The sequence below is a fragment of the Citrobacter braakii genome (assembly GCF_002075345.1).
GTDB lineage: Bacteria > Pseudomonadota > Gammaproteobacteria > Enterobacterales > Enterobacteriaceae > Citrobacter > Citrobacter braakii.
Window position 1 is genome coordinate 1 of record NZ_NAEW01000006.1, and the last position, 21,135, is coordinate 21,135.

General features: G+C 53.0%; 21 protein-coding genes. 9 read left to right on the forward strand and 12 right to left on the reverse strand.

From position 1 onward, the window contains the following. Positions 1 to 415 precede the first annotated feature (415 nt). Positions 416 to 982, reverse strand: coding sequence for a D-glycero-beta-D-manno-heptose 1,7-bisphosphate 7-phosphatase (gene gmhB / locus BZK42_RS14130; protein ID WP_016151783.1), 567 nt, complete (start codon positions 980 to 982; stop codon positions 416 to 418). A 189-nt stretch (positions 983 to 1,171) separates the two neighbouring features. On the opposite strand from gmhB, the gene metN reads away from it, so the two are divergent. From metN to BZK42_RS14165, 7 genes are all read left to right on the forward strand, one after another. Beyond that, a complete protein-coding gene (gene metN, locus BZK42_RS14135; protein ID WP_016151782.1) occupies positions 1,172 to 2,203 on the forward strand; it encodes a methionine ABC transporter ATP-binding protein MetN in 1,032 nt (343 codons plus the stop codon). Continuing rightward, a complete protein-coding gene (locus BZK42_RS14140; RefSeq protein ID WP_016151781.1) occupies positions 2,196 to 2,849 on the forward strand; it encodes a methionine ABC transporter permease MetI in 654 nt (217 codons plus the stop codon). Before metN ends, BZK42_RS14140 begins: the two co-directional genes overlap by 8 nt. A gap of 44 nt (positions 2,850 to 2,893) precedes the next feature. Then, entirely contained in the window at positions 2,894 to 3,709 is an 816-nt protein-coding gene (gene metQ / locus BZK42_RS14145; protein ID WP_006686809.1) for a methionine ABC transporter substrate-binding lipoprotein MetQ, read from the forward strand. A gap of 116 nt (positions 3,710 to 3,825) precedes the next feature. Beyond that, complete coding sequence (gene rcsF / locus BZK42_RS14150) at positions 3,826 to 4,230, forward strand: Rcs stress response system protein RcsF (RefSeq protein ID WP_016151780.1); 405 nt, start codon at positions 3,826 to 3,828, stop codon at positions 4,228 to 4,230. Then, complete coding sequence (tsaA, locus tag BZK42_RS14155) at positions 4,227 to 4,934, forward strand: tRNA (N6-threonylcarbamoyladenosine(37)-N6)-methyltransferase TrmO (RefSeq protein WP_047417110.1); 708 nt, start codon at positions 4,227 to 4,229, stop codon at positions 4,932 to 4,934. Before rcsF ends, tsaA begins: the two co-directional genes overlap by 4 nt. A 113-nt stretch (positions 4,935 to 5,047) precedes the next feature. After that, positions 5,048 to 6,766 carry a proline--tRNA ligase gene (gene proS, locus BZK42_RS14160; protein WP_080859349.1) on the forward strand — a complete coding sequence of 573 codons (1,719 nt, stop codon included), beginning with the start codon at positions 5,048 to 5,050 and terminating at the stop codon, positions 6,764 to 6,766. A 52-nt stretch (positions 6,767 to 6,818) separates the two neighbouring features. Next, a complete protein-coding gene (locus BZK42_RS14165) occupies positions 6,819 to 7,643 on the forward strand; it encodes a YaeF family permuted papain-like enzyme (protein WP_016151777.1) in 825 nt (274 codons plus the stop codon). Positions 7,644 to 7,690: 47 nt separating this feature from the next. Here the strand turns inward: BZK42_RS14165 and nlpE are convergent, their stop codons facing one another. From nlpE to BZK42_RS14180, 3 genes are read right to left on the reverse strand one after another with little or no spacing between them, the layout of a single operon-like run. Beyond that, positions 7,691 to 8,392 (reverse strand): envelope stress response activation lipoprotein NlpE, encoded by a 702-nt coding sequence (nlpE, locus tag BZK42_RS14170; RefSeq protein ID WP_087121852.1) that lies wholly within the window; start codon positions 8,390 to 8,392, stop codon positions 7,691 to 7,693. Positions 8,393 to 8,422: 30 nt separating this feature from the next. Beyond that, on the reverse strand, positions 8,423 to 8,845 hold the full coding sequence (arfB, locus tag BZK42_RS14175; protein WP_080859350.1) for an alternative ribosome rescue aminoacyl-tRNA hydrolase ArfB: 423 nt from the start codon (positions 8,843 to 8,845) through the stop codon (positions 8,423 to 8,425). After that, complete coding sequence (locus BZK42_RS14180) at positions 8,842 to 9,387, reverse strand: YaeQ family protein (protein WP_046275338.1); 546 nt, start codon at positions 9,385 to 9,387, stop codon at positions 8,842 to 8,844. The genes arfB and BZK42_RS14180 overlap by 4 nt, the downstream gene beginning before the upstream one ends. A 188-nt stretch (positions 9,388 to 9,575) precedes the next feature. On the opposite strand from BZK42_RS14180, the gene BZK42_RS14185 reads away from it, so the two are divergent. Continuing rightward, complete coding sequence (locus tag BZK42_RS14185) at positions 9,576 to 9,776, forward strand: YaeP family protein (protein WP_003018499.1); 201 nt, start codon at positions 9,576 to 9,578, stop codon at positions 9,774 to 9,776. Further along, on the forward strand, positions 9,763 to 10,023 hold the full coding sequence (gene rof / locus BZK42_RS14190) for a Rho-binding antiterminator (RefSeq protein ID WP_016151773.1): 261 nt from the start codon (positions 9,763 to 9,765) through the stop codon (positions 10,021 to 10,023). Before BZK42_RS14185 ends, rof begins: the two co-directional genes overlap by 14 nt. Positions 10,024 to 10,077: 54 nt before the next feature. Here rof and tilS read toward each other — a convergent pair whose 3' ends face one another. The 8 genes from tilS to lpxA all read right to left on the reverse strand — a co-directional run bounded on the left by tilS (position 10,078) and on the right by lpxA (position 21,134). Then, on the reverse strand, positions 10,078 to 11,370 hold the full coding sequence (tilS, locus tag BZK42_RS14195; protein ID WP_080859351.1) for a tRNA lysidine(34) synthetase TilS: 1,293 nt from the start codon (positions 11,368 to 11,370) through the stop codon (positions 10,078 to 10,080). Positions 11,371 to 11,431: 61 nt separating this feature from the next. Then, the gene (locus tag BZK42_RS14200) at positions 11,432 to 11,821 is read right to left on the reverse strand and encodes a VOC family protein (RefSeq protein WP_016151771.1); all 390 of its coding nucleotides are present in this window, start codon (positions 11,819 to 11,821) and stop codon (positions 11,432 to 11,434) included. 66 nt (positions 11,822 to 11,887) lie between these two features. Continuing rightward, positions 11,888 to 14,026 carry a lysine decarboxylase LdcC gene (gene ldcC, locus BZK42_RS14205; protein ID WP_016151770.1) on the reverse strand — a complete coding sequence of 713 codons (2,139 nt, stop codon included), beginning with the start codon at positions 14,024 to 14,026 and terminating at the stop codon, positions 11,888 to 11,890. Between the two features lie 99 nt (positions 14,027 to 14,125). Beyond that, complete coding sequence (gene accA / locus BZK42_RS14210; protein ID WP_003018513.1) at positions 14,126 to 15,085, reverse strand: acetyl-CoA carboxylase carboxyl transferase subunit alpha; 960 nt, start codon at positions 15,083 to 15,085, stop codon at positions 14,126 to 14,128. 12 nt (positions 15,086 to 15,097) lie between these two features. Continuing rightward, positions 15,098 to 18,580 (reverse strand): DNA polymerase III subunit alpha, encoded by a 3,483-nt coding sequence (dnaE, locus tag BZK42_RS14215; protein WP_016151769.1) that lies wholly within the window; start codon positions 18,578 to 18,580, stop codon positions 15,098 to 15,100. A 24-nt stretch (positions 18,581 to 18,604) separates the two neighbouring features. Beyond that, positions 18,605 to 19,201 (reverse strand): ribonuclease HII, encoded by a 597-nt coding sequence (gene rnhB / locus BZK42_RS14220; protein ID WP_019078405.1) that lies wholly within the window; start codon positions 19,199 to 19,201, stop codon positions 18,605 to 18,607. Continuing rightward, the gene (gene lpxB / locus BZK42_RS14225) at positions 19,198 to 20,346 is read right to left on the reverse strand and encodes a lipid-A-disaccharide synthase (RefSeq protein ID WP_080859352.1); all 1,149 of its coding nucleotides are present in this window, start codon (positions 20,344 to 20,346) and stop codon (positions 19,198 to 19,200) included. Before lpxB ends, rnhB begins: the two co-directional genes overlap by 4 nt. Continuing rightward, positions 20,346 to 21,134, reverse strand: coding sequence for an acyl-ACP--UDP-N-acetylglucosamine O-acyltransferase (gene lpxA, locus BZK42_RS14230; RefSeq protein WP_003018525.1), 789 nt, complete (start codon positions 21,132 to 21,134; stop codon positions 20,346 to 20,348). Before lpxA ends, lpxB begins: the two co-directional genes overlap by 1 nt. Position 21,135: the final 1 nt, after the last annotated feature.

The following is a 21,135-nucleotide window of genomic DNA, read 5'->3' on the forward strand; positions in this document are numbered from 1 at the left end:
TTAGGCCTGCCGCCAGCGTTCAATCTGAGCCATGATCAAACTCTTCAATTTAAGTTTGATGCTCGTGAATTAAACTTCGTAATGAATTACGTGTTCACTCAGAGACTTGGTATTCATTTTTCGTCTTGCGACGTTAAGAATCCGTATCTTCGAGTGCCCACACAGATTGTCTGATAAATTGTTAAAGAGCAGTTGCGACGCGCTTTAGCGCTCTGTCGCGAGGTGGCGTATATTACGCTTTCCTCTTTCAGAGTCAACCCTCATTTTCAGGTTTTTCTCTTCAACCGAACCGGCTGTTTGTGTGAAGTGATTCACATCCGCCGTGTCGATGGAGGCGCATTATAGGGAGTCGACTCAGGAAGACAAGCGGAAAAATGCATTTTTGTTTCAACCGCTCACCTTTTATCCATTGCGCTTACTTTTGCTGCTTTTTTATCGCCATTGGCAGGTCTGCCAGACTGTTTATGACCAAATCTGCCGCATTTTCTGCTTCCGGCGTAACAGGTTTGCCCGTGCGCACCAGAACCTTCGTTCCAACATTCGCCGCTGCCGCTGCCTGCATATCTTCTATCTTGTCGCCTACCATATAGGAAGCGGCCATATCGATATGCAGGAAGTCTCGGGCGGAGATCAACATTCCAGGATGCGGTTTACGACAGTCGCAGACCTGACGATACTCTTCTACTGTGCCCTGCGGATGATGCGGGCAATAGTAGATACCATCCAAATCAACGTCGCGATCGGCCAGCGACCAGTCCATCCATTCGGTCAACGTTTCAAACTGTGCCTCAGTAAATTTGCCACGAGCGATACCAGACTGGTTTGTCACGATAATGAGCGCGTAACCCATATTTTTAAGTTCACGCATGGCATCAATAACGCCGTCGATAAACTCGAACTCGTCAATCTCATGTACGTAACCGTGGTCCACATTAATGGTGCCGTCGCGGTCGAGAAAAATTGCGGGTACAGATTTTGCCACCTTTTATAGCTCCTGAATAAGGCATGTGGCTCTAGTATCGCATGTTTCGGCGGGCAAGAAAGTGCTCATCGTGCAAAGCTAGATTGATTTAGACGTCTGGATGCCTTAACATCCATCTTGTTGACGGCTTCGACCGTCCCAGACAGACGAAAATGCCACGGCTAACTTAATTACGATAATAAATAACCAATGATTAAACTTTCGAATATCACCAAAGTGTTCCAGCAGGGGACTCGCACCATTCAGGCGCTAAATAAAGTCAGCCTGCACGTTCCTGCCGGGCAGATTTATGGCGTCATTGGTGCCTCCGGTGCCGGTAAAAGTACGCTCATTCGCTGCGTTAACTTACTTGAACGCCCAACCGAGGGCAGTGTTCAGGTTGGCGGTCAGGAGCTGACGACGCTTTCTGAATCCGAGCTGACTAAAGCTCGCCGTCAAATCGGCATGATTTTCCAGCACTTTAACCTGCTTTCTTCCCGTACCGTGTTTGGCAACGTCGCGCTGCCGCTGGAACTGGATAACACGCCAAAGGAAGAGATCAAACGCCGTGTAACAGAACTGCTGGATTTAGTCGGCCTTGGCGACAAGCACGACAGCTACCCGGCCAACCTTTCCGGCGGACAAAAACAGCGAGTGGCGATTGCGCGTGCGCTGGCCAGCAATCCAAAAGTGTTGCTGTGTGATGAAGCCACCAGCGCACTTGATCCGGCAACAACCCGCTCGATTCTGGAATTATTGAAAGACATTAACCGTCGTTTGGGACTCACCATTCTGCTGATCACCCATGAGATGGACGTTGTAAAACGCATTTGTGACTGCGTGGCGGTCATCAGTAATGGTGAGCTGATTGAGCAGGACACCGTCAGCGAAGTGTTCTCCCACCCGAAAACGCCGCTGGCACAGAAATTTATCCAGTCCACGCTACACCTGGATATCCCGGAAGATTATCTGGAACGTTTAAAAGCAAAGCCAGAAGCCGACAGCGTGCCAATGCTGCGCATGGAATTCACCGGTCATTCGGTTGATGCGCCATTACTTTCGGAGACGGCCCGTCGTTTTAACGTGAATAACAACATTATTAGCGCGCAGATGGATTACGCCGGCGGCGTGAAGTTCGGCATCATGCTGACTGAAATGCACGGCACACAGGAAGATACACAAGCAGCCATTAACTGGTTGCAGGAACACCATGTAAAAGTAGAGGTACTGGGTTATGTCTGAGCCGATGATGTGGCTACTGGTTCGCGGCGTATGGGAAACGCTGGCAATGACCTTTGTGTCCGGTTTTTTTGGTTTTGTGATTGGCCTGCCGGTTGGCGTGTTGCTGTACGTAACGCGGCCGGGGCAAATCATTGAGAACGCGAAGCTCTACCGCACGCTCTCTGCACTGGTGAATATTTTCCGTTCCATCCCGTTCATTATCTTGCTGGTGTGGATGATTCCGTTCACCCGCATGATCGTTGGCACCTCTATTGGGCTGCAGGCCGCTATCGTCCCGCTGACCGTTGGCGCCGCGCCGTTTATCGCCCGTATGGTGGAAAACGCGCTGCTCGAAATCCCGACCGGGCTGATTGAGGCCTCCCGGGCAATGGGCGCCACGCCGCTGCAAATTGTACGTAAGGTATTACTACCAGAAGCACTGCCTGGACTGGTCAATGCGGCCACCATCACCCTTATCACGCTGGTGGGTTATTCCGCGATGGGCGGTGCCGTCGGTGCCGGTGGTCTTGGCCAGATTGGTTATCAGTACGGTTATATTGGCTACAACGCTACCGTCATGAATACAGTGCTGGTATTGCTCGTCATTCTGGTTTATTTAATTCAGTTATCCGGTGATCGCATCGTCCGGGCTGTCACGCACAAATAACGTTGCACACAACACTAAAAACTCATTAAGAAAAGGAAATAAGCATGGCGTTCAAATTCAAAACCTTTGCGGCAGTTGGGGCCCTGATCGGTTCTCTGGCACTTGTGGGTTGCGGTCAGGATGAAAAAGATCCTAACCACATCAAAGTGGGCGTTATTGTTGGCGCAGAGCAGCAGGTCGCAGAAGTCGCGCAGAAAGTGGCTAAAGAAAAATACGGTCTGGACGTTGAGCTGGTCACGTTTAACGATTACGTCCTGCCTAACGAAGCGCTGAGCAAAGGCGATATCGATGCTAACGCCTTCCAGCACAAACCGTACCTGGATCAACAGATCAAAGATCGCGGCTACAAACTGGTTGCCGCAGGTAATACTTTTGTTTACCCGATTGCGGGCTACTCTAAAAAAATCAAGTCACTGGATGAGTTGCAGGAAGGCTCTCAGGTCGCGATTCCAAACGATCCGACTAACCTTGGCCGCTCCCTGCTGCTGCTGCAAAAAGTGGGCTTAATCAAACTGAAAGACGGTGTTGGTCTGCTGCCGACCGCGCTGGACGTGATTGAAAACCCGAAAAACCTGAAGCTGGTTGAACTGGAAGCGCCGCAGCTGCCGCGTTCCCTGGACGATGCGCAAATCGCACTGGCGGTCATCAACACGACCTACGCCAGCCAGATCGGCCTGACCCCGGCTAAAGACGGTATCTTTGTTGAAGATAAAGATTCTCCGTACGTAAACCTGATCGTGACTCGTGAAGACAATAAAGATGCTGAGAATGTGAAGAAATTCGTTCAGGCATACCAGTCTGACGAAGTGTACGAAGCAGCAAACAAAGTCTTCAACGGCGGTGCTGTTAAGGGCTGGTAATTTTAGGCTGTTTCCAGAATCTGTAATATCATCAGGACGGGCGCTTGCCCGTCTTGTCATTTATGCAAGCACCTGATTCAATATCTGACGTTTAGATCATTCATTGAGGAAATATTATGCGTGCTTTACCGATCTGTTTAGTAGCACTCATGCTGAGCGGCTGTTCTATGTTAAGCAGATCCCCTGTTGAACCCGTTCAAAGCACCGCTACCCCGCCTAAAGCGGAGCCGGAAAAACCCAAAGCACCGCGCGCGGCGCCGGTAAGAATCATTACTAACGCTGAAGATTTAGTTGGCAAACCGTTCCGCGATCTCGGCGAAGTCAGCGGCGAATCCTGCCAGGCATCCAACCAGGATTCTCCGCCGAGCATTCCAACCGCACGCAAACGCATGCAGATTAACGCATCTAAAATGAAAGCAAATGCGGTATTGCTGCACAGTTGCGAAGTAACCAGCGGAACGCCGGGTTGCTATCGCCAGGCGGTTTGCATCGGTTCTGCACTGAACATTTCGGCGAAATGAGCCATTTTCAGTTCGAGCAAATAGGCGTTATCCGCTCACCTTATAAAGAAAAGTTCGCCGTTCCACGCCAGCCTGGTCTGGTGAAAAGTGCCAGCGGTGAACTGCATTTGCTCGCACCTTATAACCAGGCCGATGCCGTTCGCGGCCTGGAAGCCTTCAGCCATTTGTGGGTGATTTTTGTTTTTCACCAGACAATGGAAGGTGGATGGCGTCCAACCGTGCGCCCTCCCCGTCTTGGCGGCAATGCCAGAATGGGCGTCTTTGCCACGCGTTCAACGTTTCGTCCGAACCCTGTTGGCATGTCGTTGGTTGAGCTGCGGGGCATCCGTTGCCATAAAGAGCACGTAATCCTTGAGCTCGGCGGGCTGGATCTTGTTGATGGCACGCCGGTAGTGGATATAAAACCGTATCTGCCGTTTGCCGAATCGCTGCCTGATGCTCGCGCCAGCTATGCTCAGGACGCGCCGCAGGCCAGTGTAGACGTGACGTTCAGTGAAGAGCTCGCTGAGCAACTACCAAAGCTCGAACAGCGTTACCCGCATCTTCGTCAGTTTATTGCCGAAGTGCTGGCGCAGGATCCGCGTCCTGCCTACCGTAAAAACGAGGAAGAAGGCAAAACCTATGCCGTCTGGTTGCTGGACTTTAACGTCCGCTGGCGCGTGACGCCGTCAGGATTTGAGGTCTTTGCTCTGGAAGCCCGCTAATTTGCATCGCGTACTCTTTTGACATCCCCTTCTCGCTGGTAAACTAAACCACTTTTGTTTTGTGCCAGGCTCATTTTGAGCCTGTTCGATCGTTCAACTGGAACCGTAACAACATGCGTACTAGCCAATATCTGCTCTCCACTCTGAAGGAGACACCTGCCGACGCCGAGGTCATCAGCCACCAGCTGATGCTGCGCGCCGGGATGATCCGCAAGCTGGCCTCCGGGTTATATACCTGGCTGCCGACCGGCGTGCGCGTCCTGAAAAAAGTCGAAAACATCGTGCGTGAAGAGATGAACAACGCCGGTGCGATCGAGGTGTTGATGCCGGTCGTTCAGCCTTCTGAACTGTGGGAAGAGAGCGGCCGTTGGGAACAATACGGCCCGGAACTGCTGCGTATTGCTGACCGTGGCGATCGTTCGTTCGTACTCGGCCCAACGCATGAAGAAGTGATCACCGACCTGATCCGTAATGAGCTGAGCTCTTACAAACAGCTGCCGCTGAACTTCTATCAGATCCAGACCAAATTCCGTGACGAAGTGCGTCCGCGCTTCGGCGTGATGCGTTCCCGCGAATTCCTGATGAAAGATGCCTACTCTTTCCACACTTCTCAGGAATCTCTGCAGGAAACCTACGACGCGATGTACGCTGCGTACAGCAAAATCTTCAGCCGTATGGGGCTGGATTTCCGTGCGGTACAAGCGGATACCGGTTCTATCGGCGGCAGCGCCTCTCACGAATTCCAGGTGCTGGCGCAGAGCGGTGAAGACGATGTGATCTTCTCTGACTCTTCCGACTATGCGGCAAACATCGAGTTTGCCGAAGCTGTTGCACCGAAAGAACCGCGCGCCGCTGCAACACAGGAAATGACGCTGGTTGATACACCGAACGCTAAAACCATCGCCGAGCTGGTTGAACAATTCAACCTGCCTATCGAGAAAACCGTGAAAACCCTGCTGGTGAAAGCGATTGAAGGCAGCAGCTACCCGCTGGTTGCGCTGCTGGTTCGTGGCGATCACGAGCTGAACGAAGTCAAGGCGGAAAAACTGCCGCAGGTTGCCAGCCCGCTGACCTTCGCCACCGAAGAAGAAATTCGTGCGCTGGTTAAAGCAGGTCCAGGATCTCTGGGTCCGGTGAACATGCCGATTCCGGTGGTTATCGACCGTACCGTTGCGGTAATGAGCGATTTTGCTGCCGGTGCCAACATCGACGGTAAACACTATTTCGGTATCAACTGGGATCGTGACGTGGCCACCCCGGAAGTGGCTGACATTCGTAACGTGGTCGCCGGCGATCCAAGCCCGGATGGCAAAGGTACGCTGATGATCAAACGCGGTATCGAAGTGGGCCATATCTTCCAGTTGGGTACCAAGTACTCTGAAGCGATGAAAGCCGCCGTTCAGGGAGAAGATGGTCGTAACCAGACGCTGACCATGGGCTGCTACGGTATCGGGGTCACTCGCGTTGTGGCTGCCGCGATTGAACAGAACTACGACGATCGCGGCATTGTATGGCCAGACGCCATTGCCCCGTTCCAGGTTGCTATTCTGCCGATGAACATGCACAAATCCTACCGTGTGCAGGAGCTGGCTGAGAAGCTGTACGCGGAGCTGCGCGCGCAGGGTATTGAAGTGCTGATGGACGATCGTAAAGAGCGTCCAGGCGTGATGTTTGCTGATATGGAGCTCATCGGTATTCCGCATACCATCGTGCTGGGCGACCGTAACCTCGACAACGACGATATCGAATACAAATACCGTCGTAACGGCGAGAAAGAGCTGATTAAAACCGGCGACATCGTCGACTACCTGGTCAAAGCTATTAAAGGCTAATACCAGCACAAGGCCCTGAGGATCAGGGCCTTTTTTACATGGATTGTATAAAATGGCTAAACCAACGGCGTATTACTGCCTGCTCCTCCCCTTCGGTCTTCTGCTTTCAGCCTGCACGATTGACGTCAGTCAGCAAAATTCATCAGCAACGGCTGTTGATGCCCAGGCAAAGAAATGGGAGGTAAAACTCCAGCATCAAAGTTCATTTACCGATCAAGCGCTGCATGAAATTACGGATACCGACCTCAGGCCGGGCGACCTGCTGTTCTCCTCCAGTCTTGGGGTGACCTCATTTGGTATTCGCGCGTTCAGCACCTCTTCTGTCAGCCATGTCGCCGTTTACCTTGGCGATAATGAAGTTGCCGAAGCGACCGGGGCGGGAGTACAAATCATTTCGCTTAAAAAGGCTGAAAATCACAGCGATAAGCTTTTTGCTCTGCGGGTCCCCAACCTCACACCGCAGCAGGCCGAAGAAATCAAAACATTCGCTTATAAAATCAAAGATAGCGGCTATAACTACCGCGGCATCGTCGAATTTATTCCGTTTATGGTGACCCGGCAAATATGTTCATTGAATCCTTTCTCAGAGGATTTTCGCCAGCAATGCGTCAGCGGGTTGGCAAAAGCACAGTTGAACAATACCAGTGAAGGAGAAAAGAAGGCGTGGTTTTGCTCCGAATTTGTAACCGATGCGTTTGCCACAGCCGGGCATCCGCTAACAATGGCGCAGCCGGGTTGGATTAGCCCTTCCGACCTGATGCATATGCGCGAAGGTGACATTTCCGCGTTTAAGTCTGAAACGCAGCTACAGTATATCGGCCACCTGAAGTTAGGGATTTATATCAAAACCAGCCGTTTTGTTGGATTGATCCGATAAGAAAAAACTGTCCGGGCGATCGCCGGACAGTTTTTATAAGCTGCAGATTAATCATCGCAACTCTGGCCAGGGATAAACTTAATTTCTTTATCCGCTCTTAAGGTTTTCACTGGCGTGCCTGTATCAGGATTTTCTTCCATCGTGAAGTGCCCTTCCACAGTAAGCAGAACTGCCTTATCCGTTGCACCACGCGCAGTCAGATAATCTCGCTCCAGTTGTGCATTGTTCGCGACAGAGACTCTTTTACCCGTCGCACAATCAGTGAAGGTTGCCGCGTCAGCCATATAGAAGTACATGCCCCGCATCGGCATTGGCGTCACCGGTAAGCTGGCGGAAACTGGCTCAAGCGTGTAGTTGAACTGTGACTCAATCGGGTTACCTTCACGATCGAGCATCTCCAGCGCTTCACCTTTTGCCCGGTAGTACGACTTCTCACCTTTGCTGTCAGTCAGCACCAGCTTATCGGCAGTGCGCGCCCATGTACCATAAGAAGCAAAGGAGGACGGTTCATCTCGCACGCCCTGATAGCGTTCATTCATCACCCATGTGCCGTCTTTTTCCAGGAACAGAGAGGTTTCAATTCCTTCGCAGTCCGCGCAAGGCAAAATGCCACGCCAGCTTTGCTGCATCGGTTTTAATTCTGCCGCCCGCGTCGGCTGTAGTACATCGACTTCAGTACGGTTGTTACAGCCGATCAAGGAAAAAAGCGTGCATGCAGCGACCACGGACAATATTGCTGTTTTCACTATGAATTCCTTATAATTTTTTATTCCCGCTCGTCAGTCTTGCGTTCGACGAACTCTCCCACGCAGTGCTTTCACTATGGATTTTTGCGCCTTCGATGACAACCTGCGCTCTTTCGAGGCGCGCGTAGGACGTGTTGCCTGTCGGCTTTTTTGCACCGCGGTTAATTCTTTTATCACCGCCACCAGTCGGGAGATTGCCGCTTCCCGATTTAGCTCCTGGCTACGGTATTCCTGCGCCTTTATGATAATAACGCCATCGCTGCTAATCAGATGATGGCTGGCGGCCAGCAGACGTTCCTTGTAATACTCTGGCAGGCCTGAGGCCCGAATGTCAAAGCGCAAATGGATAGCCGTGGAGGTCTTGTTAACGTGCTGACCGCCCGCGCCCTGTGCCCGAATCGCCGTGATTTCCAGCTCACTGTCAGGGATAGAGACGTTTCGGGAGATAACAATCATGAACGCGGCTGCCACGCGGTCAGATGAATTTCCAGATTGTTCTGAGAATCAGACAGCCAGATAGCGCCATCCTGGATAGTTGCCTGCAGCGCCATTGTACGACCAGCAAAATCACTCAGTTGCGCCAGCTGTTCATCATCCAGATACCACACGGTGAGATTTTTAAACTGCGCACACTTGTTCTGGTTTTGCTGCCACCAGATCTGGGCCGCACGGCTGTTGTAAGTAAACAGAGCAACCTCACCAGACTGGGTACAGGCTTTTTTAATACGACGCTCATCCGGCAGACCCAGTTCAATCCAGAGATCGATGCCCAGATGGTCGTTACGCAGCCATGCTTCAGGCTCGTCTTCAGCACTCAGGCCACGCGTGAACTGCAGCCGTTCATCGGCATATTTAATCCAGGCCAGCAGGCGCAGCATCATGCGCTCCTGGGTTTCAGAGGGATGACGCGCCAGCGTCAAGGCCGCGTCAAGGAACTGGTTGCGGTCGAGATCCGCTACGTTGACGACGGCTTTATAAATTGTCGCTTTAAGCGCCATGAGAGAACTCCTTTCGAATCAGGCGCTCATTGTAGCGAAAACCGCGGCAAAAGGCTGCTAACAGCTCCTCAATCAAGGCGCTGATATTGCTTGAATGAGTATGGTATAGTCACCTTGCTAAACAGAGTTTATCTTCGTAGGCTTAGACTTGCATCCACGGTTAAGTCAGAGTGCTGACAGGAGGGCATGTGGAAAAATATTGTGAGTTAATACGCAAGCGGTACGCGGAAATCGCCAGCGGAGACTTAGGGTATATCCCGGATGCGCTGGGTTGCGTATTGAAGGTGCTTAATGAAGTGGCGGCAGATAGCGCCCTTCCAGAGTCGGTCAGGGAAAAAGCGGCCTATGCTGCCGCCAACTTACTGGTGAGCGATTATGTCAATGAATGAAACGTATCAACCCATCAATTGTGATGATTACGACAATCTTGAACTCGCCTGCCAGAACCATTTGTTACTGACGCTGGCGCTAAAAGATGGCGAAGTTTTGCAGGCGAAAGCGAATGACCTGGTTTCACGCAAAAACGTGGAGTATCTGGTCGCAGATGTCGCAGGTGAAATCCGGGAGCTTCGTCTCGATAAAATTGCCAGCTTCAGCCACCCGCAAATCGGTACCGTGGTTGTCAGCGAATCTTAGCTTTTCTTGCGCCTTATCAGGCCTAAATGACCAGGCCTGATAATCGCACCGCCATCAGGCATGCCAAATCAGACTCATACCTTCTTCATCTACCGCCGCACCCTCACGCGTCACAAAAACACCCGCAGCCGCTATCAACGTTTCACCGTAAAACAACAACGGCGTGGTATCTCGTCGCCAGGGCGGGATCCCCTGCTCCTGCCAGATTTTCTTTAATTTACGTCCACCGTTACGCCCGACAATATGCAATACGCCTGGCGCTTTAAAACGAATACTGATCGCTTCACCTGCTTGCGGCATGCGCAATTCGCCAGCCGAGATTAGCTGCACCGAGCCTAACCCGGTAGGCAGCGTCAACGGCGTTTCCCGGCATGACCACGGGATGACGGTTTCGCTTTGCCCGTCGACCGATTTAACCCACCATAGCTGTGACTGATAGCGACGGACCTCATATTCTCCCAGACGAAAACAGGGGGAAGCATCTTCTCGCGCCAACGCCACTTCCTGCCAGATACGTTCCAGCCCGTCCCGGGAAGGCATCGGTGCATTTACCCCCGCCAGCCAGCGACGCAGCAGAGCGGCACGCCGCACGCCACTCATCATCATTAACGGTGCCAGTAATAGTGTGCCTTGGGCAGTCACGCAGTCGGCTAAATCATTGGCCAGCAGTTCATCCAGTAAACTCTCCTGCTCTGCGCACAGCGCGGCGCTGCGGGCTGCGGCTTGCGCGAAGTGCGGCCATCGTTGTTGGAGCAAAGGGTTAACGCGCAATCTGAGAAAATTGCGATCGTAGGCATCATCCTGATTACTTTCATCTTCGATCCAGCATAATTCATGCTGTCGCGCCCATGCTTCAAGCGCCTCTCGCGTTTGCGCCAGCAGCGGTCGAATCAGTTGGGTTCCGGCAAATGGTGAGCTTTCGCCCATGGCGGAGAGCCCGGCAGGACCACTGCCGCGTTTAAGCGCCAGTAGAAAGGTTTCACACTGGTCGTCGAGATGCTGGGCGGTCATCAGCACTTCACCCGGTAGTAAGATCTGCGCAAATGCCTGATAGCGCGCGCGTCGCGCCTGAGCTTCGATGCCCAAACCATCATCCTCAAGATGGACCCGTTCAACCACCAGCGGCACCTGCCACTGTGCGCATACCGACTCACAGTGTTGCACCCAACTGTCTGCCTGCGGGCTTAATCCGTGATGAATATGGATTGCGCGCAAGGCAACCTCAGGATTTTGCGCTCGCCACAGTACCAGCTGATGCAGCAGCACGGTGGAGTCCAGCCCGCCGCTAAAGGCGACCAGAATCGATTGAAAATTCAGCAGTGAAGTGTTCAGCGTGAGTGTCGTCATGATGGTTACTTACAAGGGCATTGCCCGGCACATTGCCAGGCTAATGCCACAATGATAAGACTTACAGCTCGTACAGTTCGAGCGGTAATCCGTCCGGATCGTTAAAAAACGTAAAGCGTTTGCCGGTAAACGGATCGATACGCACGGATTCGCACTTCACGTGGTGAGCTTCCAGATGCGCGATCGCTTTTTCCACGTCATCTACGCTGAACGCCAGATGGCGTAAACCGCAGGCTTCCGGTCGACTCGGACGGCAAGGCGGAAATGGAAAAGAAAAAAGCTCAATCACATACTGACCGTTCAATGCCAGATCCCCCTTCCACGAGTCACGTTCTTCCCGGTAGGCTTCGCTGATTAGCGTAAAGCCCAGCACATCACAGTAAAATGCCTTACTCGCCGCGTAGTCCGTCGCAATAATGGCAATATGGTGAACCTGTTTTAATCCCAGCATAGCGTCATCGCCTCTTTCGTTTTTCTGCCAGCACGTTACTCGTGCGTAATGGGTTCACGCAAGTCGTCATGCCATTTTTAGGACTCGCACGCGATACACGCCATCTTCACCCAGTTTAGCGCCATGGATATCGGTTTCAAATCCAGGATAGTGATGGCCCACTGAACACAACATCAGCAGAAAATCGAGTACAGCCCGACTTTTGGCCGTGATCATTTCCCCGGGCATCAAGAGCGGCACACCGGGAGGATAAGGCAGAATCATATTGGCAGAAATGCGCCCCACCAGTTGGTCGAGCGCCACCGTTTCGACCTCACCTTTGATCTGCCGCTGCCAGGCCTGGTGCGGGGTCATTTTCATTTCCGGTAAGGTATCAAATGCCCGCAGCATCAGCCCGGAGAGATCGTGCTGGCGGATCAGCTTATGGATCCCCTGCGCCAGATCCTGAATACGCATATTACGATAGAAATCGGGATCCTCGGCATACAGATCCGGCAGCATATTTTTCACGCGTAAATTCAGATCGTACGAGCGTTTAAATTCCGTCAGGCCGCGCAGTAGCCCCATCGCCCGGGTTTTATCAATGCCAATACTGAACAGGAACAAGAGATTATACGGTCCCGTTTTCTCGACAACGACGCCGCGCTCATCAAGGAATTTCGCCACCAGCGCCGCAGGGATCCCCTCTTCACTCATATTTCCCTGTTCATCCATTCCCGGCGTAAGAATGGTGACCTTCACCGGGTCGAGGAACATATGGTCGGCGTCAGCATCAACAAATCCGTGCCAGTCTTCACCAGGCGCTACCGGCCAGCACTCCGCTTCATCGACTCTTTCCGGCTGCCAGATATCAAAGAACCAGCCATCCGACTCTTCGCGTAGCCGCTGCACTTCTTTACGGAAATGCAGCGCCCGCTCCACCGAACGATTGATTAACCGCTTGCCTGAATTGCCACGCAGCATTGCCGCCGCCGTTTCTATCGACGCGACAATCGGGTAGCTCGGAGAAGTGGAAGTGTGCATCATAAAGGCTTCGTTGAACGTCTCTTCGTCGTAGTCGCCCTTAATGTGGATCAGTGAAGCCTGTGATAGTGCCGCCAGCATCTTGTGGGTTGACTGGGTTTCAAAAATCACTTTCCCCGGCACCCGTTCGCCGCTCATCCCGCTTTTCCCCTGATAGATCGGGTGAAAATGGGTATACGGCACCCAAGCAGAATCAAAATGAATGGAGGGCACATCCAGGGTTTGCTTGATCCAGTTGGTGTTATACAACAGGCCGTCATAGGTGGAATTGGTGATCACCGCGTGTACCGGCCATAGCGCCTGAGGGGTCTCTTCTACCTTGCGTTCAATGCTTGCGCGGGTGAATTCCCGACGAGGTATACCGCCGAGGATCCCCAGCGCATTGCGCGTAGGCTTCAGCCAGATTGGCACCACATCGCTCATCATTAGCAAATGCGCCAGCGACTTATGACAGTTGCGATCAATCAGTAGCGTACTGCCTGAAGGCGCGGCATACATGCCGACAATCTTGTTCGACGTCGAGGTGCCGTTGGTGACCATATAGCTCTGCTCGGCACCAAAGGTGCGCGCGATATACTCCTCCGCTTCCAGATGCGGGCCGGTATGATCCAGCAGCGATCCGAGTTCAGTCACGGAAATAGACACGTCGGCCTTCAGCGTATTGCCGCCAAAGAAATCATAGAACAGGCAGCCTACCGGGCTTTTCTGATACGCCGTTCCCGCCATATGTCCGGGTGTGCAGAAGGTGTACTTTCCTTCCTTCACATAGGTAAACAGCGCCTTGGTGAAAGGAGGCGTGATGTTATCGAGGTATTCGCTGGTGTACTGACGGATGCGGGTTGCAATATCTTCAGACTGGCCCAGCGCATACTCAAAAAACCACAGTGCCATGCGCAGGTCGTGCGCGCTGACATCCATCGTCGAATGAGTATTAATAAAGGCGTAGAGCGGGAGGTACTCGTTGAGCTGGTTGATGTCACTGCACAGATCCAGGCTGTATTCATCCCAGTCAAAAATGACACCGCAAATTCGTGGGTTATGTTCGATAAACTTAAGCAGGTCGACGCTATTCTGCGGCCAGATAATCTGAAACCCCTGCTGTTGCAGCGCACGCTCAAGTTCCTTGATGGGCTCATCTTTATAAAAGACGCCATGCGGTCCCATGATGGCAATGATATTCATGCGTTCCTCCTGGAAAAACCTTAGTTAATCATAGCCTGGTGAAACCACAGGTAAAAAAAAGGGCCACAGCGTTGTGGCCCTTTTCAGAATTAATGCAGTTTACGCGTAACCGTAGCTCATCAGACGCTGGTAACGACGGTTTTTCAAATCATCTTTGCTTAACACGTCGAGATCGGCGAGATCGGCCAGCAGCTGTGCTTTCAGGGACGCAGCCATCACTTCCGGGTTGCGGTGCGCGCCGCCCAGCGGTTCCGGGATGATAGAGTCGATAAGCTTCAGCTCTTTCAGACGCGGCGCGATAATCCCCATTGCTTCTGCGGCCAGCGGCGCTTTGTCGGCGCTTTTCCACAGAATGGAGGCACAGCCTTCCGGGGAGATAACGGAATAGGTGCTGTATTGCAGCATATTCACTTTATCGCCTACGCCGATCGCCAGCGCGCCACCGGAACCACCTTCACCAATAACGGTGCAGATTACCGGTACGCTCAGACGCGACATTTCACGCAGGTTGCGCGCAATCGCTTCAGACTGACCACGTTCTTCCGCACCCACGCCCGGATAAGCCCCTGGGGTGTCGATGAAGGTAATGATCGGCATATTGAAACGCTCGGCCATTTCCATCAGACGCAGCGCTTTGCGATAGCCTTCCGGTGCCGGCATGCCGAAATTACGACGAATTTTTTCTTTGGTCTCACGGCCTTTCTGATGACCAATGATCATCACCGGACGACCATCCAGACGCGCGATGCCGCCGACAATAGCTTTATCATCCGCATAGGCACGATCGCCCGCCAGCTCATCAAATTCATCAAATGCCAGGCGGACATAATCCAGGGTGTACGGACGCTGTGGATGGCGCGCCAACTGGGCTACCTGCCATGCGCCAAGATCGGCGAAGATTTTACGCGTCAGCTCTACGCTTTTTTCACGCAGACGATGCACTTCTTCATCGATGTTAATATCCAGTTTCTCATCCTGACGGCTAACCGCAGTCAGAGAATCGATTTTTGCTTCCAGCTCTGCAATCGGCTGTTCAAAATCAAGGAAATTCAGACTCATAGTATTCCTGTATTAGTCAAACTCCAGTTCCACCTGCTCCGAACCAATAAGGCCACGGAGATCGTTTAGCAAACGATCGCTCGGAGAGACACGCCACGTTGCGCCAAAACGCAATCGCGCACGTGCATCCGCCCTCTGATAGTAGAGATGTACTGGAATTGTCCCCGAGCGGTGGGGTTCCAGAGACTGACGGAGTCGGTTTAAAAGCTGGTCATCAATTTGCCTGTCCGTCAGCGAGATAGCAAGCCCGCGAGCATATTTTTCCCGGGCTTCGTCAATATCCATGACTTCACGGGCCATCATTTTAAGCCCGCCGCTGAAGTCATCAAAGCTGACCTGTCCGCTGACGATAAGTATGCGGTCTTTTTCCAGCAATTGCTGGTATTTATCCAGGGCGTCGGTAAACAACATAACTTCCAGACGCCCGGAACGGTCATCCAGGGTACAGATGCCGATACGATTGCCGCGCTTGGTGACCATTACCCGCGCAGCAATGACGAGCCCCGCAGCCGTGGTGACTTTACCACGTTCTGTCGGATGCATGTCTTTCAGCCTGTGGCCTCCAACATAGCGCTCAATTTCTTTTAAATACTGGTTGATGGGGTGTCCCGTCAGGTAAAGCCCTAACGTTTCACGTTCCCCTTCTAATACCACCTGCTCCGGCCACGGTGTACAGTTAGCATAAGACTGTTCAATTTGTTCCGGCTCTTCAGCCAGCACGCCAAACATGTCCGCCTGACCCGTTGCCTCGGCTTTCGCATGCTGATCGGCGGCTTTTAGCGCATCGTTGAGCGAATTCATCAGCGCCGCACGATGCGGGCCAAGGCGGTCAAACGCCCCGGACATGATTAACTTTTCCAGCACCCGGCGGTTGAGTTTTTTGATGTCCGTGCGCGCACAGAGATCAAACAGCTCGCGGAAGTAACCGCCTTCGTTGCGCGCCTCAATAATAGCTTCAATTGGCCCTTCACCCACGCCTTTTATCGCGCCGATGCCATAGACAATTTCGCCATCATCATTCACGTGAAAATGATAAAGCCCGGAGTTGATATCCGGCGGCAGGATTTTGAGCCCCATACGCCAGCATTCATCCACCAGCCCGACCACTTTCTCGGTGTTATCCATATCGGCGGTCATTACCGCCGCCATAAACTCGGCGGGGTAATGCGCCTTCAGCCATAGCGTCTGGTAAGAGACCAGCGCATAGGCAGCGGAGTGCGATTTGTTAAATCCGTAACCGGCGAATTTCTCCACCAGGTCAAAGATTTTCATCGCCAGTTCGCCGTCGACGCCGCGCTTTTTCGCCCCTTCTTCAAAGGTGCCGCGCTGCTTAGCCATCTCTTCCGGCTTTTTCTTACCCATCGCACGACGCAACATGTCCGCACCGCCAAGGGTATATCCGGACAGCTCCTGGGCAATCTGCATAACCTGTTCCTGATACAGGATAATGCCGTAGGTCGGCTCCAGTACCGGTTTCAGACACTCATGCTGCCATTGTACGTCCGGGTAGGAAATCTCTTCGCGACCATGCTTACGGTCGATAAAGTTATCTACCATCCCCGACTGTAGCGGACCTGGACGGAACAGGGCCACCAGGGCGATCATATCTTCGAAGCAGTCAGGCTGCAGACGTTTGATAAGATCTTTCATGCCGCGGGATTCTAGCTGGAAGACCGCCGTGGTCTCCGAGCGTTGCAGCATGTCGAAGCTTTTCTTGTCATCCAGCGGGATAGCGGCGATATCCAGCGGCGGCTCGCCGTTCTTTTCACGGCGCGCGTTAATCATTTCCAGCGCCCAGTTGATGATGGTGAGCGTACGCAGGCCGAGGAAGTCGAACTTCACAAGGCCGGCATATTCCACGTCGTTCTTATCAAACTGAGTAACCGGGTGCAGCCCCTGTTCATCGCAGTACAGCGGCGCAAAATCGGTAATTTTGGTCGGCGCGATAACTACACCGCCGGCGTGTTTACCGGCGTTACGCGTGACGCCTTCCAGCTTACGCGCCATATCGATCAGCGCTTTAACCTCTTCATCTGCCTCATAGATTTCCGGCAGTTGGGGTTCGGCTTCAAAGGCTTTTGCCAGCGTCATGCCCGGATCGGGTGGCACCAGTTTCGAAATACGGTCAACGAAGCCGTACGGGTGTCCCAGAACGCGCCCCACGTCGCGGATAACCGCTTTGGCCGCCATCGTACCGAAGGTAATAATCTGCGAAACCGCATCACGACCGTACATTTCCGCCACATGTTCAATTACCCGGTCGCGTTTCTCCATACAGAAGTCAACGTCGAAGTCGGGCATTGAGACACGTTCCGGGTTCAGGAATCGTTCGAACAGCAGGTCAAATTCCAGCGGATCCAGGTCGGTAATTTTCAGCGCATAGGCGACAAGCGAGCCGGCACCGGAACCACGTCCAGGACCTACCGGTACGCCGTTATCTTTCGACCACTGGATAAATTCCATAACGATCAGGAAGTAGCCAGGAAATCCCATCTGGTTGATAACTTTAAGTTCAACTTCCAGACGTTCGTCATAAGGCGGGCGCTTCTGCGCGCGAACTTCAGGGTCCGGGAACAAAAACGCCAGACGCTCTTCCAGACCTTCGCGCGATTTCGCCACGAGGAAATCCTCGGTGGTCATATCACCGGTCGGGAATTGTGGCAGGAAATACTCACCCAGACGTACCGTCACGTTACAGCGCTTAGCTATCTCAACGGTGTTTTGCAGCGCTTCCGGAATATCGGAAAACAGCTCGCACATCTCATCTTCGCTACGCATGTACTGCTGCGGCGAATAATTACGCGGGCGTTTCGGGTCGTCAAGGGTGAACCCGTCATGGATTGCCACGCGGATTTCATGCGCGTCAAAATCACCGGTTTCAAGGAAACGAACATCGTTGGTCGCCACCACCGGAAGACCACGCCTTTCCGCCAGTTCTACCGCTGCATGCAGATAATTTTCTTCATCTTGCCTACCGGTACGGATAAGCTCGAGGAAGTAGCAATTTGGAAAATGTTCTTCGTAAAACGCTACGCACTCATCAACCAGTGCGCTATTACCGCGCAGCAGGCTGCGCCCGACGTCGCCCATGCGGCCGCCGGAGAGCAAAATCAAACCTTCTTTTAACTCGGCCAGCCAATCCCGGTCGATGACCGGCCCTTCTGCGCCATAACCACGCTGATAGGCTTTCGATATCAACAACGTCAGATTCTGATAGCCGGTATTGTTTGCGGCCAGCACGGTGAGCTGCGTGAGTTCATCGCCCAGCAGTTCGCTACGGACATGAAAATCTGCGCCAACTATCGGCTTGATACCCGCACCGTGACCCGCTCCGTAAAACTTCACCAGACCACACAGGTTGGTAAAATCGGTGATCGCCAGCGCAGGCATGCCTAACGCGGCCGCCTTTTTCACCAGCGGCCCGGTTTTCGCCAGCCCATCGATCATGGAGTAGTCGCTGTGCACCCGCAGGTGGACGAAACGAGGTTCAGACATCTTCAGATTCCTTCGACACAAGAATCAGGACGTGAGTCCCAGTGCGCGTTTGACGGGGCCAAAACTACGGCGATGGTGCTCTGTTGCGCCATGCATTGCCAACTTTTCCAGATGAAAAGCGGTTGGATAGCCTTTGTGCTGTGCAAAGCCATACTGCGGGAACACCGTATCCAGGGCCGCCATTTCAGCATCACGAGTGACTTTTGCCAGTATCGACGCCGCGCTAATCTCCGCCACACGGCTATCACCTTTTACCACCGCCAGCGATGGCACCGGTAATGCCGGGCAACGATTGCCGTCGATCAGTACGTATTCCGGCGCTATATGCAGACCCGCAACCGCACGCTGCATGGCCAGCATAGTGGCATGTAAAATATTCAACTCGTCGATTTCATGTGGTTCCGCACGCCCCAGGCTCCAGCTTAACGCTTTTTCTTTAATCTCATCGAATAGCGCCAGGCGACGTTTTTCCGACAGTTTTTTTGAGTCGTTAAGACCGATAATAGGGCGAGCCGGATCCAGAATGACGGCGGCAGTGACGACCGCGCCGACTAAAGGACCACGTCCAACTTCATCTACACCCGCCACTAAATGCGTATGCGGATATACAAATTCAATCATTGCGCTAACTCCAGGACCGCATCCGCCGCCTGCTCATCAGCGTTGCAACGGATCTGCTGATGCAGTTCACGGAATGTGTCGTGCATTGCATGGCTGGTTTTGCCATTCGCCAGCAACGGCAACAGCGCTTGCGACAGCGCCTGCGGTTCGCACTCTTCCTGCAACAGCTCTTTAACCAGTTCTCTTCCCGCCAGTAGGTTAGGTAGCGAAACGTAATCGGTCTTCACCAGACGCTTTGCCAGCCAAAAGGTGAAAGGTTTCATACGATAGCCAACCACCATCGGGCATTTTGCCAGCATACATTCCAGCGCAGCGGTGCCTGAAGCCAGCAGTGCGGCATCGCTGGCAACCATCGCTTCACGTCCCATCCCATTAAGCAGATGTACGGAAAGCTCCGGTGCAACTTCAGCTTTAATGCGCTCAAACTGCTCGCGACGTTTGGCATTCACCAACGGCACTACCACTTCGAGATCTGGATAATGCTGGCGTAACAACTGCGCCGTTTTCAGAAAATCGGCGCTGAGCATCTCCACTTCTGCGCCACGGCTTCCTGGCAATAGCGCCAGGCAGTGAGCGTCATGGGGAATACCCAGAACATCGCGAGCCGCGTTTTTATCCGGGTCCAACGGCATGGCATCTGCCATGGTATGACCGATAAAGCGGCACGGGACGTTAAATTTGTCATAAAACGCTTTTTCGAAAGGCAGAAAGGCCAGCACCATATTGGTGGATCTGCCTATTTTGAAAACGCGTTTCTGTCGCCAGGCCCACACAGAGGGGCTGACGTAATGAATGGTTTTAATGCCCTGCTTTTTCAAATTCCCTTCGAGGGTAATATTGAAATCAGGCGCATCAATACCGACGAAAACATCCGGCTTTAAGTCGGTAAATCGGCGAGTGAGATCGGCGCGTATTTGCAGTAAACGGCGCAGGCGTCCGAGCACTTCAACAATGCCCATTACCGCCAGCTCTTCCATTTCGTACCAGGCTTCACAGCCTTCGGCCTGCATCAGCGGACCCGCCACGCCAACAAAACGCGCATTGGGAACGCGAGCCTTGAGTGCACGGATTAACCCTGCACCAAGAATATCGCCGGAGGTTTCTCCGGCGACGAGGGCAATCGTTAAAGGACGCTGCTCAGTCATTAACGAATCAGACCACGCGTTGAGCGCTCAAAGAAGTCGCTGAAAGCCTGAACTTCAGGGTACTGTTTCGCCAGTTCCGCGATTTCCGGTTTCACCTCTTCCAGCGTTTTACCACTACGGTACAACGCTTTGTAGGCATTACGAATCGCGGTAATCGCTTCGCGGGTGAACCCACGACGCTTCAGACCTTCGATATTGACGCCAAATGGCGTTGCGTGGTTGCCCTGGGCGATAACGTATGGAGGCACGTCCTGAGCAACGCCAGAACAGCCGCCAACCATCACATGCGCGCCGATGATGCAGAACTGATGCACCGCAGTCATGCCGCCGATGATAACAAAATCATCCAGCGATACATGCCCGGCAAGCGTGGCGTTATTCGCCAGAATACAGCGGTTGCCTACCGTACAATCATGCGCGACGTGCGCATTAATCATCAGTAAGTTATCGCTGCCCACCTTCGTCACTCCACCGCCCTGCACTGTGCCACGATGAATGGTGACGCTTTCGCGGATGCGGTTGCGATCGCCAATTTCCACGCGGGTCGGTTCGCCAGCATATTTCAGATCCTGGTTAACTTCACCGATGGAGGCAAACTGATAGATCTCGTTATCGCGACCAATTTTTGTATGGCCATTCACGACAACGTGAGACTTCAGTACGGTACCCTCACCAATTTCAACATGGGGTCCAACAATACAAAATGGGCCAATGTGAGCGTTAGCGCCAATGCTGGCGCCTTCTTCCACAATGGCAGTTGGGTGAATAAAGGCGGATTTATCAATCACG

Bases quoted from the DNA above. Each gene is read 5' to 3' on its own strand.
- metN (WP_016151782.1), top strand. From the start codon at position 1,172: ATGATTAAACTTTCGAATATCACCAAAGTGTTCCAGCAGGGGACTCGC.
- BZK42_RS14140 (WP_016151781.1), top strand. From the start codon at position 2,196: ATGTCTGAGCCGATGATGTGGCTACTGGTTCGCGGCGTATGGGAAACG.
- metQ (WP_006686809.1), top strand. From the start codon at position 2,894: ATGGCGTTCAAATTCAAAACCTTTGCGGCAGTTGGGGCCCTGATCGGT.
- rcsF (WP_016151780.1), top strand. From the start codon at position 3,826: ATGCGTGCTTTACCGATCTGTTTAGTAGCACTCATGCTGAGCGGCTGT.
- tsaA (WP_047417110.1), top strand. From the start codon at position 4,227: ATGAGCCATTTTCAGTTCGAGCAAATAGGCGTTATCCGCTCACCTTAT.
- proS (WP_080859349.1), top strand. From the start codon at position 5,048: ATGCGTACTAGCCAATATCTGCTCTCCACTCTGAAGGAGACACCTGCC.
- BZK42_RS14165 (WP_016151777.1), top strand. From the start codon at position 6,819: ATGGCTAAACCAACGGCGTATTACTGCCTGCTCCTCCCCTTCGGTCTT.
- arfB (WP_080859350.1), bottom strand. From the start codon at position 8,845: ATGATTGTTATCTCCCGAAACGTCTCTATCCCTGACAGTGAGCTGGAA.
- BZK42_RS14180 (WP_046275338.1), bottom strand. From the start codon at position 9,387: ATGGCGCTTAAAGCGACAATTTATAAAGCCGTCGTCAACGTAGCGGAT.
- rof (WP_016151773.1), top strand. From the start codon at position 9,763: ATGTCAATGAATGAAACGTATCAACCCATCAATTGTGATGATTACGAC.
- tilS (WP_080859351.1), bottom strand. From the start codon at position 11,370: ATGACGACACTCACGCTGAACACTTCACTGCTGAATTTTCAATCGATT.
- BZK42_RS14200 (WP_016151771.1), bottom strand. From the start codon at position 11,821: ATGCTGGGATTAAAACAGGTTCACCATATTGCCATTATTGCGACGGAC.
- ldcC (WP_016151770.1), bottom strand. From the start codon at position 14,026: ATGAATATCATTGCCATCATGGGACCGCATGGCGTCTTTTATAAAGAT.
- accA (WP_003018513.1), bottom strand. From the start codon at position 15,085: ATGAGTCTGAATTTCCTTGATTTTGAACAGCCGATTGCAGAGCTGGAA.
- dnaE (WP_016151769.1), bottom strand. From the start codon at position 18,580: ATGTCTGAACCTCGTTTCGTCCACCTGCGGGTGCACAGCGACTACTCC.
- rnhB (WP_019078405.1), bottom strand. From the start codon at position 19,201: ATGATTGAATTTGTATATCCGCATACGCATTTAGTGGCGGGTGTAGAT.
- lpxB (WP_080859352.1), bottom strand. From the start codon at position 20,346: ATGACTGAGCAGCGTCCTTTAACGATTGCCCTCGTCGCCGGAGAAACC.